We start from the raw sequence: 15,777 nt of genomic DNA on the forward strand, positions 1-15,777 counted from the left end.
GGGGGTAGCAGCCACATGACGAAGCAGATGCGTATCCGTGTCGCGCGCGTCGCCGCCGGCGCCGTGATCGCGGCCGGTGCGTCGCTCACCGCGGCCGGTGCCGCACAGGCCGTGGACATCTTCGGCGAGGACAACCCGACGCCCATCCCGACCTGCATCCCGGGTGAGCCGGGCTGTGACGTGACCCTTCCGCCGGTGACCACGCCGCCGGTCACCTCGGAGCCGCCGGTGACCACGCCGCCGGTCACCACCGCGCCGCCGGTCACGACGCCGCCGGTCACCACCGCGCCGCCGGTCACGACGCCGCCGGTCACCACCGCGCCGCCGGTGACCACGCCGCCGGTCACCACCGCGCCGCCGGTCACGACGCCGCCGGTCACCAACCCGCCGGTCACCACCGCGCCGCCGGTCACCAACCCGCCCACCGACGAGCCCCCGGTCGAGACGGAGGAGCCGGGCCCCGGCACCACCACCGACCCGGCCCCGGGTGACACCGACGAGCCCACCACCCCGAGCACCGGCGGCACGGGCACCGGTGGCACGGACAACGGCACCGGGTCCGGCTCCGACGAGCCCGGCACCTGCACCGTCGACCTCGACGGCGCGGAGTGCGTCGACACCGGCAACAGCAACACCGACACCAACAACGCCGGCTCGCAGCCCGTGCAGCAGGGCCAGGCCAAGGAGGAGCTCGCCGAGACCGGTGCGGCCGAGACCTCCTTCCTGGTCATCGGCGCCGCGACCATGATCGCGGGCGGCATCGGCTTCCGCCTGCTGCCGCGCGTCGTCGCCGGCGGCCGTACCGCCGCCTGACGCACCCGCGTCCACGCATGACGAAGGGCCGGGGAGCCACCGCTCCCCGGCCCTTCCTCATGCGCTTCGTCGTCTCACCCTTCCGGCCGGTGCGCGCGCCTTCCGCACACCGTCCGCCGTACCGCTACGCCGTACGGACGGCCGCGAGCAGGGCGATCGCCGCGAGCAGGGCGACCGCCAGCGTCAGCAGCGTCGCGGGGGACAGACCCTGCGGGCCCAGGCGCTCCCGGTTGGCGCGGCAGACGCGGCAGCGGCCCTCGGCGACCGGGGCCGCGCAGTTGGCGCACACCAGTCGGTCATAGGTCATGCGCTCTCCTCCTCCCGCACACTCCCGCACAGGGACACCAGGACAACGCCCGACGGGATCCGGACGTTCCCCCTACCACTGTGCCAGCTCCGCGGCGTTTCGGCGCGCCCCCGCCGGCCGCCGACGGGCCACTCGGAGGGCGAAAAAGGATAAAGCACGCAAGCCAGGACCGCGACTGCGCGGGACATCCCCGTTCGCGTAAGGTCACGCTCACCTACCCCCGGCCGACCGTGGTGCATCCGTGATCCGATTCGACAACGTCTCCAAGTCCTATCCGAAGCAGAACCGCCCCGCGCTCCGGGACGTCTCCCTGGAGATCGAGAAGGGGGAGTTCGTCTTCCTCGTCGGTTCCTCCGGCTCCGGAAAGTCGACCTTCCTGCGGCTGCTCCTTCGGGAGGAGCGCGCCAGCCAAGGCCAGGTGCACGTCCTCGGCAAGGACCTCGCCCGGCTGTCCAACTGGAAGGTGCCGCACATGCGCCGCCAGCTGGGCACCGTCTTCCAGGACTTCCGCCTGCTGCCCAACAAGACCGTCGCCGAGAACGTGGCCTTCGCCCAGGAAGTCATCGGCAAGCCGCGCGGCGAGATCCGCAAGGCCGTACCCCAGGTCCTCGACCTCGTCGGCCTCGGCGGCAAGGAGGACCGGATGCCCGGCGAGCTGTCCGGCGGTGAGCAGCAGCGCGTGGCCATCGCCCGCGCCTTCGTCAACCGCCCGATGCTGCTGATCGCCGACGAGCCCACCGGCAACCTCGACCCGCAGACCTCCGTCGGCATCATGAAGCTGCTCGACCGCATCAACAGGACAGGGACCACCGTCGTCATGGCGACCCACGACCAGAACATCGTCGACCAGATGCGCAAGCGCGTCATCGAGCTGGAGAAGGGCCGTCTCGTCCGCGACCAGGCCCGTGGCGTCTACGGCTACCAGCACTGACGGCGGGGGAACCAGAACACCATGCGCGCTCAGTTCGTGCTCTCCGAGATCGGCGTCGGTCTCCGGCGCAACCTGACGATGACCTTCGCCGTCATCGTCTCCGTGGCCCTCTCGCTCGCCCTGTTCGGCGGCGCGCTGCTCATGCGCGAGCAGGTCAGCACGATGAAGGACTACTGGTACGACAAGGTCAACGTCTCCATCTTCCTCTGCAACAAGACCGACGCGACCTCCGCGCCCAAGTGCGCCAAGGGCGCGGTCACCAAGCAGCAGAAGGAGCAGATCGAGGCCGACCTGCGGAAGATGGACATCGTCGAGACCGTCCACCACGAGACGGCCGACGAGGCGTTCAAGCACTACAAGGAGCAGTACAGCGACACCGCCATCGCGTCCGTCATCACCCCGGACCAGATGCAGGAGTCGTTCCGGGTCAAGCTCAAGGACCCGGAGAAGTACAAGGTCGTCGCCACCGCCTTCGCCGGCCGGGACGGCGTGGAATCGGTCCAGGACCAGCGGAACATCCTGCAGAACCTCTTCGACCTGATGAACGGCATGAACATCGCCGCCCTCGGCGTCATGGGCCTCATGCTGATCATCGCGCTGATGCTGATCGTCAACACCGTCCGCGTCTCGGCGTTCAGCCGCCGCCGCGAGACCGGCATCATGCGGCTCGTCGGCGCCTCCAGCTTCTACATCCAGATGCCGTTCATCATGGAGGCCGCCTTCGCCGGCCTCCTCGGCGGCGCGGTCGCCTGTGTGCTCCTCCTCGTCGGCCGCTACTTCCTCATCGACCACGGCATCGCCCTGGCCGAGAAGATGCAGCTCGTCACCTTCATCGGCTGGGACGCCGTGCTGGCCAAGCTGCCGCTCGTCCTCGCCATCGGGCTCCTCATGCCCGCCGTGGCGGCTTTCATCGCGCTGCGCAAGTACCTGAAGGTGTGACGAAACACCCCCCTCGGGGAACGGCGTCGTCCGGCCAAAGGCCGTGCGGCGCCGTTCGCTTGTCCTAGAGTGGGCGGCATGCCGGCCGGCACCGACGATCTCTCACCCCGGCCCCGCGGAGTCCTCCGTGGGGCCGCTCTGACGCTGGTCTTCGCCGGAGTCCTCGCCACGGCGGCCGCCACCGGCGCGCTGCCCCGGCAGGAGCCGGCCTCCGCCGAGCGGCGGCCCGCCGCCCCCGCCCCGCGCGGCTCGACGGTCGACCCCGCCGCCCTCAACCGGGCCGCGGCCGCGGCCATGGCCGACGGCAAGTCCGGCACCGAGGCCGCCGAGGAGTTCGTCAGCCGCAGCGGCGACCGCTGGGGCGCGGTGTACGACAAGAAGGAGTACGCCGAGTTCGAGCGGGCCCTGGACGGCACGTACACCGGTGTCGGCCTGTCGGCGGGCCGCGCCGGCCGGGACGGCGTCCGCATCACCCGGGTCCAGCCCGGCGGCCCGGCGGCGCGCGCCGGACTGCGGGCGGGCGACCGTCTCGCCTCCGTCGACGGACGCCCCGTCGCCGGACTCTCCGTCTCCGAGGTCGTGGCCCTCCTGCGCGGTGACGGGGTGCCCGGCACGTCCGTCGTCCTCCGCGTCGAGCGGGGCCGGACCGCCTGGACGCGAGAGCTCAGGAGGGCCCGGCTCGCCACCGAACCCGTCACCGTCCGCCGGTACGACGACGGCACCCTCCTCATCCGGGTCGCCGCCTTCACCAAGGGCGCGGGCGCACGGGTCCGGGAGGCGGTACGGGCCGCTCCCTCCGGCGCCGGCGTCCTGCTCGACCTGCGGGGCAACTCCGGCGGCCTGGTCTCGGAGGCGGCCGTCGCCGCCTCCGCCTTCCTCGACGGCGGCCTCGTCGCCACGTACGACGTGGAGGGCGAGCAGCGGGCCGTGTACGCGGAGCGCGGCGGCGACACCGGACGGCCCCTGGTCGCGCTGATCGACGGCGGCACCATGAGCGCGGCCGAACTGCTCACCGGCGCCCTCCAGGACCGGGGCCGGGCCGTCACCGTCGGCTCGCGCACCTTCGGCAAGGGCTCGGTGCAGATGCCGAGCACCCTGCCGGACGGTTCCGTCGCCGAGCTCACCGTCGGCCACTACCGGACGCCCGCCGGGCACGCGGTCGACGGCCGGGGCATCACACCCGACCTGACGGCGGGGGAGGGGGCCGAGGAGCGGGCCCGCACGGTATTGAGTGGCCTCGGAGGGGGCTCGTAGTGCGAAAATGACCGCACTATGGCAAAGGGACTCGTGAACGTGCAGGGCAACCCTGCGAAGAAGAAGACCCAGGACAAGGGGCCGGAGCGCAAGCTCATCGCGCAGAACAAGAAGGCGCGGCACGACTACCACATCCTCGACACCTACGAGTGCGGTGTGGTCCTCATGGGCACCGAGGTGAAGTCGCTGCGCATGGGCCGCGCCTCGCTGGTGGACGGCTTCGTCCAGATCGACGGCCACGAGGCGTGGCTGCACAACATCCATGTGCCCGAGTACACGCAGGGCAGCTGGACCAACCACTCGGCGAAGCGGAAGCGCAAGCTGCTGCTGCACCGCGCCGAGATCGACAAGCTGGAGCAGAAGGCGTCCGAGACGGGGCACACGATCGTGCCCCTCGCGCTGTACTTCCTCGGCGGCCGGGTCAAGTGCGAGATCGCGCTCGCCAAGGGCAAGAAGGAGTACGACAAGCGCCAGACGCTGCGCGAGAAGCAGGACACGCGCGAGGCGAGCCGCGCCATCGCGGCGGCCAGGCGCCGGGAGCGGGCGGCGAAGCTCGCCGCGGGTGGGTGACGCCCGGCCGGCCGCCGGGAATACGCTGGCACGCGTGGCCGTTGGTCACGTACGATGGGCCACGCACCCCACCGAGGGTGCGCGGTTTGAAAAATCAACATGGGGATGATCGGTTTCGACAGCGGATGTCGAAGCAGGGGAAGCGTGTCGAGGAAGCGGCAATGATCTCGTTAACCACGCGCCGAAACCAATAATCGCCAACACCAAGCGCGATTCCTTCGCCCTCGCTGCCTAAGTAGCGACTTGCGAAGTGTCAGCCCGGGGCTGTTCCCGACCCGGATCCTGGCATCATGCAGGGAACTAAACCTTGATCCCGGTCACGGGGTGAAGAGGGAAATCAAACAGTGACTGAGCCCGTTCCGGACTTGTCTGGGTGATCCGGAGGGCCGAGAAACTCGCACCAGACTGCACACGGAGAAGCCCTGGTTCCGCACCGTTGGACGCGGGTTCGATTCCCGCCATCTCCACTCATCCCATGTGGGCAGAGGCCCGGCAGTCGCGACGCGACCGCCGGGCCTCTGTCATGTCGGCCGTCAGTAGTGATAGCGGGCCTTGAGGATCTTCACTTCCTTGTCGTCCGCCCGGTACACCAGCCGGTGCTCGTCGTCGATCCTGCGGGACCAGTAGCCTGACAGATCACCTTCAGCGGTTCCGGTTTCCCGATGCCGGTGAACGGATCGCGCTGGATCTCGCCGATGAGGCGGGCGATGCGACGAGCCATCCGGCGGTCCGAGGCGAGCCGGAACAGGAAGTCCTCCCAGCCGGCCGGGTCGAAGTGGACGCTCCTCACTCCTCGCCTCCGGCCATCTCCCGCACTTCGTCCAGGGATACGGCGACCGTCGGCGCACCCTCCCGGTCCCGAGCGACGGCTTCCATGAGACGCCTGGCGTTCTCGGGGGAGCGCAGCAGGTAGACCGTCTCCTGCCACGAGTCGTAGTCGGCGGCGGACATCAGGACGGCATCGCCGTTCCTGGAACTGATGCGCACAGGGGTGTGGTCGTTGTTGACCCGCTCGATGAGAGGAAAGAGCGTGGCCCTCGCTTCACTGGCGCTTATCGACATCGCGTCCTCCGACGGCCGGGAGTGGTACGGGGAAATGGTGCCGGACTAGTCCCGCGCGGCGGTACCGGTGAGCGTCGCGGTCCGGAGCCCCGCCGTCAGGAGCAGGGCCAGGGCCGCCGCTGCCGCCGGGACGAGGAAGCCGAAGGCGGCGAAGGGGGCGTGGTCGGCGGCGAAGCCGCCGGTGGCCGAACCCGCGGCGATGCCCGCGAGCAGCGCCGTCACGGCGAGCGTCATGCCCTCGTTGAGCTGGGCGGGCGGCGTGAGGCGCTGGACCAGGCCCATCCCCGTCACCATCGTCGGTGCCGTGGCCATGCCCGCGATCAGCAGACCGCCGGCCAGGGCGGGGAGCGAACCGGTCGACGCGGCGAGCAGCGGCAGGGTCATCAGGACGGCCATCGCCGTCAGGCAGGTGCGCAGCCGGGCGGAGCGGCGGGCACGGCCGTAGACGAGCCCCGCCGCGCAGGAGCCCGCCGCCTGGAGGGCGAGGACGGGGCCGGCGACCGGGCCGTCCACGAACGCCAGCGTCACCACCTCCATCGACCCGAAGACGGCGCCCGTGGCGAGGAAGACCGCGAGGAGCGGCACCATGCCGGGCGCGCGGAGCGGCGAGCCCGCCGCCGTCCGCGCGGCGACCGGTGGTTCCGTGGACCGCTGCGCCGCGAAGAGGAGCACACCGGTCAGGAACAGGGCCGCGGCGGCCAGTGTCCCCGCCTCCGGGAACAGCGCCGCGCACAGCACCGCCGCCAGGACCGGGCCCAGCATGAAGCACAGCTCGTCGACGGCCTGCTCGAAGGAGTTGGCCGTGTGCAGGGCCGCCGGGTCACCCTTCAGCAGGTGCGCCCAGCGGGCCCGGGACATGCCCCCGGTGTTCGGGGCGGTCGCGGTCAGGGCGGCCGTGGCGAACAGGGCCCAGACGGGCGTCCGTTCGTGGACCCACAGCGCCATCAGGACGTGGCCCAGGACCGCGTACAGGGTGGCCGGGACCGCGACCCGGGCCTGCCCGTACCGGTCGACCAGGCGGGCGATCAGCGGGGCGGTGACCGAACCGACGGCGAGACCGGTGGCCGTGACGGATCCGGCCAGCGCGTAGGAGTCGTACGCCGCCGAGATCATCATCACGTCGGCGACGCCGAACATGCCCATCGGCAGCCGGGCGACGAGGTTGCCGGCGGTGAAGGCGCGGGTGCCCGGAAGGGCGAAGAGACGGCGGTACGGGCCGGCCGGGCGGGCGGGCGGAGCGTCGCGGAAGCGCGGTGCGAGGGCCGGGCCCGCCGGGGTGAGAGTGAGGTCCGGATGCGGCATGGATCAAGGTTCGGCCGCCCGGCCCGGTCCGGTCCAACACCTGATCGGTGGTGATTCACGCACCTGTGTTGTTGAATGCGGCGTGGCCACTCCGCACGACATCGAGCCCCGGCTGCTGCGCGCCTTCACCGCCGTCGCCGAGGAGCTCCACTTCACCCGCGCCGCCGGACGGCTCTACGTCGCCCAGCAGGCCCTCAGCCGGGACATCCGGCGCCTGGAGCGGGAGCTCGGCGCCGACCTCTTCCTCCGCACCACCCGGCAGGTGACCCTCACCCCGGACGGCGAACGCCTCCTGCCGTACGCCCGCCGGGTGCTGGCCGCCCACGACGAACTGCGTGACGCCTTCCGCGCCGAACCGCGGCCCCTCCTGGTCGACCTCAACAGCCCCGGCCTCGCCCACGAGCGCGTCCTCGCCCGCGCCCGCGAACTCGCCCCCGACCAGGAGCTGATGGCCCGCTTCGAGAGCGGACTCACCGGCGCCGCGCGGGACATCCTCGCCGGGCGGCTGGACGTCTCCTTCGGCCGGTACGGAGGTCTCGACGCCCGCTTCCGCGACCGGCTGGACGCGCAGTTCGTGCGGTACGAGCCGATGGCCGTGATCCTGCCCGAGGACCACCCGCTCGCCGGGCTCGGCGAGGTACCGCTCGGCCGGCTCGCCGGCGAGCACGTTTACGCCGGAGCCGGCAACGACCGCACCCCCGAGTGGACCGACCTCGCCGTCCGCCTCTTCGCCGGGCGCGGCATCGCCCTCTCCCCGCCCGCCCCGCTCGCGGTCGGCAAGGAGGAGTTCCGGCGCATCATGGCCAAGTACCGCCACCCGGTCCTCGCCGTGGTCGACTTCCCCTCCATGCCCGGCTGCGTCCTGCGGCCGCTCGTCGACCCGGTCCCCCTGTCTCCCGTGAGCCTGGTGTGGCGCAAGGGGCTCCGGCACCCCGGCCTCGACGCCCTGCGCCGGGCGGCCGCCGAGATCGGCGCCCAGGAGGGCTGGCTGCTGCGCCCGCCCGGCTCCTGGCTCCCCGACGATGAACCCGGACTGCCGCGGACCCCGCCGGGCGGGGCCTGAGCCGGAGCGCGGAAGGGGGCGCTCACAGGCGCGCCGCGCCCCGGGTGAGAGCAAGGTTCCGCCCCCGTCACCTCCCGCCACCGCCCTGAAACGCGGCCTCCCTAGCGTCGGTCACCTCAGGGATCCGACTCCGTGGAGGTACGTGATGGGTGGCCGCTGGATCGAACGCTGGGAGCCGGAGGACGAGACGTTCTGGCGCGAAGGCGGCGAACGCGTCGCGAAGAGGAACCTCCTCTTCTCCGTGTTCTCCGAGCACATCGGCTTCTCCGTCTGGAGCCTGTGGTCCGTGATGGTCCTGTTCATGGGACCCGAGTACGGCATCGACCCGGCCGGCAAGTTCTTCCTGATCGCCACCGCCACCGTCGTCGGCGCGCTGATCCGCATCCCGTACACCTTCGCCGTCGCCCGCTTCGGCGGCCGCAACTGGACCGTCTTCAGCGCCCTGCTGCTCCTCCTCCCCACGGGCCTCGCCTTCGCGGCGATAGAGCCCGGCACCTCGTACACCACCTTCGTCGTGGTGGCCGCCCTCACCGGCGTCGGCGGCGGCAACTTCGCCTCCTCCATGACCAACATCAACGCCTTCTTCCCGCTCCGGAAGAAGGGCTGGGCCCTCGGGCTCAACGCCGGCGGCGGCAACATCGGCGTCCCCGTCGTCCAGCTCGTCGGCCTGCTCGTCATCGGCACCGCCGGCGCCCTGCACCCCCGGATCGTGCTCGGCGTCTACCTGCCCCTGATCGTCGTCGCCGCCGTCTGCTCGGCCCTCTTCATGGACAACCTCGCCCCCGTCCGCAACGACACCGGCGCCGTCAGGGAAGCCGTCCGCGCCCGCCACACCTGGATCATGGCCTTCCTCTACATCGGCACCTTCGGCTCCTTCATCGGCTACAGCTTCGCCTTCGGCCTGGTGCTGCAGACCCAGTTCGGCCGCACCCCCCTCCAGGCCGCCTCCCTCACCTTCATCGGCCCCCTCCTCGGCTCCCTCATCCGGCCCGTCGGCGGCGCCCTCGCCGACCGGCACGGCGGCGCCCGCATCACCCTGGGCACCTTCGCCGCCATGGCCGCCGCCACCGGAGTCGTCCTGTACGCCTCCGTCACCGCCTCGCTCGCCGTCTTCCTCGTCGGCTTCATCGCCCTCTTCGTCCTCAGCGGCCTCGGCAACGGCTCCACCTTCAAGATGATCCCGGCGATCTTCCTCGCCCAGGGCCACCGCAAGGGCCTCACCGGCGAGACCGCCGAGGCCTACGGACGTCGGCTCTCCGGCGCCTCCATGGGCCTCATCGGCGCCATCGGCGCCCTCGGCGGACTCGGCATCAACCTCGCCTTCCGCCAGTCCTTCCTGACCGTCGGCAGCGGCACCGGCGCCTTCGTCGCCTTCCTCGCCTACTACGCGGCCTGCATGGCCGTCACCTGGGCGGTATACCTTCGAAGGACGAGCCCCGTTCCCGACACCGCCGAGGGCGCGGAGCAGCCCGAGACCCGGCCCGGATACGCGAAGGTGTGATCTGCCGTGCACGGCGCGGACCGTAACGACCAGGAAATACGCGTGAACCCGGACCGTCACGCGGCCGCGTCAGGCTCGGGCCCCATGGACGAGAACCACGGCGAGAACCACGGCCCCCTGGCCGGCTTCACGGTCGGAGTCACCGCCGCCCGGCGCGCGGACGAGCTCATCGCGCTGCTGCGCCGACGCGGCGCGGCCGTCGTCCACGGGCCCGCCCTGCGGATCGTGCCGCTGGCCGACGACACCGAACTCCTCGCCGCCACCAAGGAACTCATCGGCCACGCGCCCGACGTCGTCGTCGCCACCACCGCGATCGGCTTCCGCGGCTGGGTCGAGGCCGCCGAGGGCTGGGGATGCGGGCAGGAACTCCTCGACGTGCTGCGCGGCAGCGAACTCCTCGCCCGCGGGCCGAAGGTGAAGGGGGCGGTACGGGCCGCCGGCCTCACCGAGTCCTGGTCCCCCACCTCCGAATCCATGGCCGAGGTCCTCGACCGGCTCCTCGCCGAGGGCGTGGCCGGGCGGCGCGTCGCCCTCCAGCTCCACGGGGAGCCGCTGCCCGGCTTCGTGGAGGCCCTCACCGCCGCCGGCGCGCAGGTCGTCGGCGTCCCCGTCTACCGCTGGATGCCGCCCGAGGACCCCGCGCCGCTCGACCGGCTCCTCGACGCGGTCCTCGCCGGCGGGCTCGACGCCGTCACCTTCACCAGCGCCCCGGCCGCCGCGTCGCTGCTCTCCAGGGCGGCGGAGAAAGGGGTACGGGACGGGCTCGTCACCGCGCTGCGGCAGGAGGTCCTCGCGGTGTGCGTCGGGCCGGTGACCGCGCTGCCGCTCCAGGCCGAGGGCATCGAGACGCACCAGCCCGAACGCTTCCGGCTCGGGCCGCTCGTCCAGCTCCTGTGCACCGAACTGCCCGCCCGGGCCCGGGTCCTGCCCGTCGCCGGGCACCGCGTCGAGATCCGCGGACACGCCGTCCTCGTCGACGGCGCGCTGCGGCCCGTACCGCCCGCCGGCATGGCCCTCCTCGGCCTCCTCGCCCGGCGGCCCGGCTGGGTCGTCTCCCGCGCGGAACTGCTGCGGGCGCTGCCGGGGGCGGGGCGGGACGAGCACGCCGTGGAGACGGCCATGGCCCGCCTCCGCGCGGCCCTCGGCGCCCCCCACCTCATCCAGACGGTCGTCAAACGCGGCTACCGCCTGTCGCTGGACCCGTCGGCGGAGTCGAAGTACGGGGCGTGACGGGCCGGGCCCGAGCCCCGGCCCGTTACCGTACCGGCGTGATCCCCGACGGTCTTCGCGTGCGACGCGCCCGCCCCTCCGACGCCCCGGCTCTCGCCGCCGCGCTCTCCCGCAACCGCGCCCACATGCGGCCCTGGGAGCCGCACCGCCCCGACCGCTACTACACCCCGGCCGGGCAGGCGGAGCGGCTCGGGGACGGGGCCGTGCGTTGGATCGCCCTGGACGGCGGGCGGGTCGCCGCGTGCGCCACGCTCTCGGGGATCGCCCTCGGCCCCTTCCGCAGCGCGTCCCTCGGATACTGGGTGGACGCGGAGTACACCGGCCGGGGCCTGGCGACCGCGATGGTGGAGGAGGCGTGCCGGGCGGCGCGGGAGGAACTGGGCCTGCACCGGGTCGAGGCGGGGACCGTCCTGGACAACCACGCCTCCCAGCGGGTCCTCGCGAAGGCCGGCTTCGAGCGCTTCGGAACCGCGCCCCGCTACCTCCACATCGACGGCGCCTGGCGCGACCACCATCTCTTCCAGCGGATCCTCCACGACGATCCGCCGCCCCACGCCTGACAGGGCGGCCCCGGTGGCGTACGCTCGACGGCTGCCCAGTGCACGTCAGAAGGGGGCCTCGGTGGCCGCGCAGGAAGCCGTGGACACGGTCAGGGACCGTGAGATCGGTGTCGAGCAGGAACATCTGGACCACGTCTACCGCCGTCTGGAGGAGAAGATCCACGAGGCGGAGTTCCTGATGAACGACGCCGCCCAGCGCGCCCAGGTCGGCACGCCCGGCGCGCTCGCCGAGCGCGACGCCCAGGTCTTCCGTGCCGGGATCCACCTCAACCGGCTGAACAACGAGTTCGAGGACTTCCTCTTCGGACGGATCGACCTGTTGTACGGCAAGGACGGCAAGAAGGGCCCCGACGGGGCCTACACCTCCCTGGAGCCCGCCGAGGACGCCATCCGCCCCGACAACACGGCCGAGATCGGGGAGACCCTCCACATCGGCCGCATCGGCGTCCTGGACTCCGACTACTCCCCGCTCGTCATCGACTGGCGCGCGCCCGCCGCCGCGCCGTTCTACCGGTCCACGCCCGTGGACCCCGGCCGGGTGGTGCGCCGCCGGGTCATCCGTTCCAAGGGCCGCAAGGTGCTCGGCGTCGAGGACGACCTGATGCGCCCGGAGCTGAAGGCGACCCTCGGCGGACGCGAGCTGCCCGCGATCGGCGACGGCGCCCTGATGGCCGCGCTCGGCCAGGCCCGCAGCCACACCATGCGGGACATCGTCTCCTCCATCCAGGCCGAGCAGGACCTGGTCATCCGCGCGCCCGCCGCCTCCGTGACGTACGTCGAGGGGGGCCCGGGCACCGGCAAGACGGCGGTCGCCCTGCACCGGGCGGCCTACCTGCTCTACCAGGACCGGCGCCGGTACGCGGGCGGCATCCTCATCGTCTCGCCGACCCCGCTCCTCGTGTCGTACACGGAGGGCGTCCTGCCCTCGCTCGGCGAGGAGGGCCAGGTCGCGATCCGCGCGCTGGGCTCCCTGGTCGACGGGGTGGAGGCCACCGCGTACGACGAGCCGGCCGTCGCCCGGATCAAGGGCTCCTCCCGCATGGTCGCCGTCCTCCGCAAGGCCGCCCGGGGCGCCCTGGAGACGCCGCAGCCCAAGGCCCAGCCGGAACTGCCGGAGCCGGCCGAGGACGAGCGGGCCGCCCCGGCCGGCACGCCCACGCGGCTGCGGGTGGTCGCCTTCGGCCGCCGCCTGGAGCTGGAGGCCGACGAACTGCGGCGGATCCGGCAGAACGTCCTGTCCGGCACCACCCCCGTGAACCTGCTCCGCCCGCGCGCCCGCCGGCTGCTCCTCGACGCGCTGTACGCCAAGTCCGGCGCCGTCGGCCGGCACAGCGACCCGGAGCTCGCCGCCGAGCTGCGGTCCTCCTTCGACGAGGACGTGTCGACCGAGGACTCCTTCCTCGGCTTCCTCGACGCCTGGTGGCCCGAGCTCACCCCGCGCCGGGTCCTCGACGCGATGGCCGACGAGAAGCGCCTGGGCCGCTGGGCCCGCCGCGTCCTGAACCAGGGGGAGGTGCGGCGGCTCGCCCGCTCGCTGCGCCGCCCCGGCCTGTCGGTGCACGACGTGGCCCTCCTCGACGAGCTGCACACCCTGCTCGGCGCCCCGGCCCGCCCGCGGCGGAAGCGGGAGTACGACCCGCTGGACCAGCTCACCGGCCTGGAGGAGCTGATGCCGGTACGGGAGGAGACGCAGCGCGAGCGGGCCGAGCGGCTCGCCGCCGAACGCACCGAGTACGCGCACGTCATCGTGGACGAGGCCCAGGACCTCACGCCCATGCAGTGGCGGATGGTCGGCCGCCGCGGCCGGCACGCGACCTGGACGGTGGTGGGCGATCCGGCGCAGTCCTCCTGGTCCGACCCGGACGAGGCCGCCGCCGCCCGCGACGAGGCCCTCGGCAGCCGTCCGCGCCGCCGCTTCGAGCTGACCGTGAACTACCGCAACCCGGCGGAGATCGCCGAGCTCGCCGCACGGGTCCTGGCGCTGGCCATGCCGGGCAAGGAGTCCCCGCGCGCGGTCCGCTCCACCGGTGTGGAGCCCCGCTTCGTCGCCGTACCGGAAAACACCCACCTGGCCGAAACCGTACGGTCCGAGGCGGAGCGGCTGCTCGGTGAGGTGGACGGCACGGTGGGCGTCGTCGTCGCCATGAACCGGCGCGGTGAGGCCGCCCGCTGGCTCGCGGGGCTCGGCGACCGGGTGGTGGCCCTCGGCTCCCTGGAGGCGAAGGGCCTGGAGTACGACGCCACCCTCGTCGTCTCGCCCGCGGAGATCGCGGACGAGTCCCCGGCCGGCCTGCGGGTCCTGTACGTGGCGCTGACGCGCTCCACGCAGGCCCTGACCGTGCTGTCGGGCCCGCGTGACCTGCCCGACGCCGCGGGCGTACCGGACCTGCTGCGGGATTGATTTCAGGTCAACCTGTGGCGCTGGAATCACCGGGCGGGGTGGTTTGTTAGCCTGGGTGTGGCACCGGCTCGATCCAAGCCCCCGGGCCCAACCTTCGTCCCTCAGAGGGACCACTTGCCGCGAGGCGAGCATGGCGGGTCGGTGCCACTTAGACGTACATACAAAGTTGAGGCCCCAGGTCACCTCAGGTGACGGGGGCCTCTTCTGCTTCCCGGCCATCTCTCGTATGGTGGAAACTACTTTCCGAAAACAAAATGACCGCATTACCTGCTACCGGCAGGTAGGTGCGACCATCGGAGGGCGCCGCCGGGTCAACCAGCCGGAGCGGCGTAGCAACGAAGCTAGGGAAAGCAGAGGAACTCGGCCATGGCAACGGCGCCCAGCGTCTCGTACTCGATGACGGTCCGCCTCGAGGTACCCGCGAGCGGGACCGCGGTCTCCCAGCTCACCACCGCGGTCGAGTCCCACGGCGGGTCCGTGACCGGCCTCGACGTGACCGCCTCCGGCCACGAGAAGCTGCGCATCGACGTCACCATTGCCGCGACCTCCACCGCGCACGCGGAGGAGATCGTCGAGCAGCTGCGCGGCATCGAGGGCGTCACCCTCGGCAAGGTCTCGGACCGTACGTTCCTGATGCACCTCGGCGGCAAGATCGAGATGGCGTCCAAGCACCCCATCCGCAACCGTGACGACCTCTCGATGATCTACACCCCCGGCGTCGCCCGCGTCTGCATGGCCATCGCCGAGAACCCCGAGGACGCCCGCCGCCTCACCATCAAGCGCAACTCCGTCGCTGTCGTGACCGACGGCTCCGCCGTCCTCGGCCTCGGCAACATCGGCCCCAAGGCCGCCCTGCCCGTCATGGAGGGCAAGGCCGCCCTCTTCAAGCGCTTCGCCGGCATCGACGCCTGGCCGATCTGCCTCGACACGCAGGACACCGACGCGATCGTCGAGATCGTCAAGGCCATCGCCCCCGGCTTCGCGGGCATCAACCTGGAGGACATCTCGGCGCCCCGCTGCTTCGAGATCGAGGCCCGGCTCCGCGAGGCCCTCGACATCCCCGTCTTCCACGACGACCAGCACGGCACCGCCATCGTCGTCCTCGCCGCCCTCACCAACGCCCTCCGCGTCGTCGGCAAGGGCATCGGGGACGTCCGCGTCGTCATGTCCGGCGCCGGCGCCGCCGGCACGGCCATCCTCAAGCTGCTCATCGCCGCCGGCGTGAAGCACGCCGTCGTCGCCGACATCCACGGTGTCGTCCACGCCGGCCGTGAGGACCTGGTGGACGCCCCCGCCGACTCGCCCCTGCGCTGGATCGCCGACAACACCAACCCGGAGGGCGTCACCGGCACCCTCAAGGAGGCGGTCGTCGGCGCCGACGTCTTCATCGGCGTCTCCGCCCCGAACCTGCTGGGCGCCGAGGACGTCGCCGCGATGGCCGAGGACGCCATCGTGTTCGCGCTCGCGAATCCCGACCCGGAGGTCGACCCGGCCGCCGCCCGGCAGACCGCCGCCGTCGTCGCCACCGGCCGCTCGGACTTCCCCAACCAGATCAACAACGTGCTGGTCTTCCCGGGTGTCTTCCGCGGTCTGCTCGACGCCCAGTCGCGCACGGTCAACACGGAGATGATGCTGGCGGCCGCCAGCGCCCTCGCCGACGTCGTCACCGAGGACGAGCTCAACCCGAACTACATCATCCCCTCGGTCTTCAACGACAAGGTCGCCGGAGCGGTCGCGGGAGCGGTCCGCAACGCGGCCAAGGCGGCGGGCGCGGGCGCCTGACGCCGAGCCCCCGTGCGGCCCCGAAGGCCCCGCGCGGCACCCGCCGGGCCCCGGCCGAGCCG

Annotated in this window: 14 protein-coding genes, 1 other RNA gene and 1 pseudogene; 12 read left to right on the forward strand and 4 right to left on the reverse strand. The window is 72.4% G+C overall.

The genetic code is table 11. The features are described 5' to 3' along the window. Positions 1 to 15 precede the first annotated feature (15 nt). Positions 16 to 813: an LPXTG cell wall anchor domain-containing protein gene (locus ABTY40_RS25580; RefSeq protein WP_352061679.1), complete on the forward strand. Its 798-nt coding sequence runs from the start codon at positions 16 to 18 to the stop codon at positions 811 to 813. A 124-nt stretch (positions 814 to 937) separates the two neighbouring features. Here the strand turns inward: ABTY40_RS25580 and ABTY40_RS25585 are convergent, their stop codons facing one another. Beyond that, on the reverse strand, positions 938 to 1,120 hold the full coding sequence (locus ABTY40_RS25585) for a hypothetical protein (RefSeq protein WP_345281922.1): 183 nt from the start codon (positions 1,118 to 1,120) through the stop codon (positions 938 to 940). Between the two features lie 241 nt (positions 1,121 to 1,361). Between ABTY40_RS25585 and ftsE the strand changes: the two genes are divergently transcribed. The 5 genes from ftsE to ssrA all read left to right on the forward strand — a co-directional run bounded on the left by ftsE (position 1,362) and on the right by ssrA (position 5,284). Continuing rightward, positions 1,362 to 2,051 (forward strand): cell division ATP-binding protein FtsE, encoded by a 690-nt coding sequence (gene ftsE, locus ABTY40_RS25590; RefSeq protein WP_030223113.1) that lies wholly within the window; start codon positions 1,362 to 1,364, stop codon positions 2,049 to 2,051. Positions 2,052 to 2,072: 21 nt separating this feature from the next. Further along, positions 2,073 to 2,990: a permease-like cell division protein FtsX gene (ftsX, locus tag ABTY40_RS25595; RefSeq protein WP_352061680.1), complete on the forward strand. Its 918-nt coding sequence runs from the start codon at positions 2,073 to 2,075 to the stop codon at positions 2,988 to 2,990. Between the two features lie 78 nt (positions 2,991 to 3,068). Then, entirely contained in the window at positions 3,069 to 4,244 is a 1,176-nt protein-coding gene (locus tag ABTY40_RS25600; protein ID WP_352061681.1) for a S41 family peptidase, read from the forward strand. 18 nt (positions 4,245 to 4,262) lie between these two features. Then, positions 4,263 to 4,814, forward strand: a complete 552-nt coding sequence (smpB, locus tag ABTY40_RS25605) for an SsrA-binding protein SmpB (protein ID WP_345281917.1) — start codon at positions 4,263 to 4,265, stop codon at positions 4,812 to 4,814. Between the two features lie 101 nt (positions 4,815 to 4,915). Continuing rightward, positions 4,916 to 5,284, forward strand: a transfer-messenger RNA (tmRNA) gene (ssrA, locus tag ABTY40_RS25610). 63 nt (positions 5,285 to 5,347) lie between these two features. Here ssrA and ABTY40_RS25615 read toward each other — a convergent pair. From ABTY40_RS25615 to ABTY40_RS25625, 3 genes and pseudogenes are all read right to left on the reverse strand, one after another. Then, positions 5,348 to 5,535, reverse strand: a pseudogene (locus ABTY40_RS25615) (Txe/YoeB family addiction module toxin). A 65-nt stretch (positions 5,536 to 5,600) separates the two neighbouring features. Further along, positions 5,601 to 5,876 carry a type II toxin-antitoxin system Phd/YefM family antitoxin gene (locus tag ABTY40_RS25620; RefSeq protein WP_352061682.1) on the reverse strand — a complete coding sequence of 92 codons (276 nt, stop codon included), beginning with the start codon at positions 5,874 to 5,876 and terminating at the stop codon, positions 5,601 to 5,603. A 45-nt stretch (positions 5,877 to 5,921) separates the two neighbouring features. Next, positions 5,922 to 7,178 (reverse strand): MFS transporter, encoded by a 1,257-nt coding sequence (locus tag ABTY40_RS25625; RefSeq protein ID WP_352061683.1) that lies wholly within the window; start codon positions 7,176 to 7,178, stop codon positions 5,922 to 5,924. Positions 7,179 to 7,260: 82 nt separating this feature from the next. Between ABTY40_RS25625 and ABTY40_RS25630 the strand changes: the two genes are divergently transcribed. The 6 genes from ABTY40_RS25630 (at position 7,261) to ABTY40_RS25655 (ending at position 15,715) form a co-directional block, all read left to right on the forward strand. Then, positions 7,261 to 8,241 carry a LysR family transcriptional regulator gene (locus tag ABTY40_RS25630; RefSeq protein WP_352061684.1) on the forward strand — a complete coding sequence of 327 codons (981 nt, stop codon included), beginning with the start codon at positions 7,261 to 7,263 and terminating at the stop codon, positions 8,239 to 8,241. 145 nt (positions 8,242 to 8,386) lie between these two features. Beyond that, a complete protein-coding gene (locus ABTY40_RS25635; protein WP_352061685.1) occupies positions 8,387 to 9,742 on the forward strand; it encodes a nitrate/nitrite transporter in 1,356 nt (451 codons plus the stop codon). A gap of 84 nt (positions 9,743 to 9,826) precedes the next feature. Beyond that, positions 9,827 to 10,972 (forward strand): uroporphyrinogen-III synthase, encoded by a 1,146-nt coding sequence (locus ABTY40_RS25640; RefSeq protein ID WP_352061686.1) that lies wholly within the window; start codon positions 9,827 to 9,829, stop codon positions 10,970 to 10,972. Between the two features lie 59 nt (positions 10,973 to 11,031). Beyond that, positions 11,032 to 11,532: a GNAT family N-acetyltransferase gene (locus ABTY40_RS25645; RefSeq protein WP_352061687.1), complete on the forward strand. Its 501-nt coding sequence runs from the start codon at positions 11,032 to 11,034 to the stop codon at positions 11,530 to 11,532. A gap of 61 nt (positions 11,533 to 11,593) precedes the next feature. After that, positions 11,594 to 13,933, forward strand: coding sequence for a HelD family protein (locus ABTY40_RS25650; RefSeq protein ID WP_352061688.1), 2,340 nt, complete (start codon positions 11,594 to 11,596; stop codon positions 13,931 to 13,933). 366 nt (positions 13,934 to 14,299) lie between these two features. Beyond that, positions 14,300 to 15,715 (forward strand): NAD-dependent malic enzyme, encoded by a 1,416-nt coding sequence (locus tag ABTY40_RS25655; RefSeq protein ID WP_345281900.1) that lies wholly within the window; start codon positions 14,300 to 14,302, stop codon positions 15,713 to 15,715. Positions 15,716 to 15,777 lie beyond the last annotated feature (62 nt).

Source organism: Streptomyces sp. NPDC126503 (assembly GCF_040302405.1).
In the GTDB taxonomy this organism is placed as follows: Bacteria; Actinomycetota; Actinomycetes; order Streptomycetales; family Streptomycetaceae; genus Streptomyces; species Streptomyces gulbargensis.

Coding starts and splice junctions, on each gene's coding strand:
- ABTY40_RS25580 (WP_352061679.1), top strand. CDS start 16: ATGACGAAGCAGATGCGTATCCGTGTCGCGCGCGTCGCCGCCGGCGCC.
- ABTY40_RS25585 (WP_345281922.1), bottom strand. CDS start 1,120: ATGACCTATGACCGACTGGTGTGCGCCAACTGCGCGGCCCCGGTCGCC.
- ftsX (WP_352061680.1), top strand. CDS start 2,073: ATGCGCGCTCAGTTCGTGCTCTCCGAGATCGGCGTCGGTCTCCGGCGC.
- ABTY40_RS25600 (WP_352061681.1), top strand. CDS start 3,069: ATGCCGGCCGGCACCGACGATCTCTCACCCCGGCCCCGCGGAGTCCTC.
- smpB (WP_345281917.1), top strand. CDS start 4,263: ATGGCAAAGGGACTCGTGAACGTGCAGGGCAACCCTGCGAAGAAGAAG.
- ABTY40_RS25620 (WP_352061682.1), bottom strand. CDS start 5,876: ATGTCGATAAGCGCCAGTGAAGCGAGGGCCACGCTCTTTCCTCTCATC.
- ABTY40_RS25625 (WP_352061683.1), bottom strand. CDS start 7,178: ATGCCGCATCCGGACCTCACTCTCACCCCGGCGGGCCCGGCCCTCGCA.
- ABTY40_RS25635 (WP_352061685.1), top strand. CDS start 8,387: ATGGGTGGCCGCTGGATCGAACGCTGGGAGCCGGAGGACGAGACGTTC.
- ABTY40_RS25640 (WP_352061686.1), top strand. CDS start 9,827: ATGGACGAGAACCACGGCGAGAACCACGGCCCCCTGGCCGGCTTCACG.
- ABTY40_RS25655 (WP_345281900.1), top strand. CDS start 14,300: ATGGCAACGGCGCCCAGCGTCTCGTACTCGATGACGGTCCGCCTCGAG.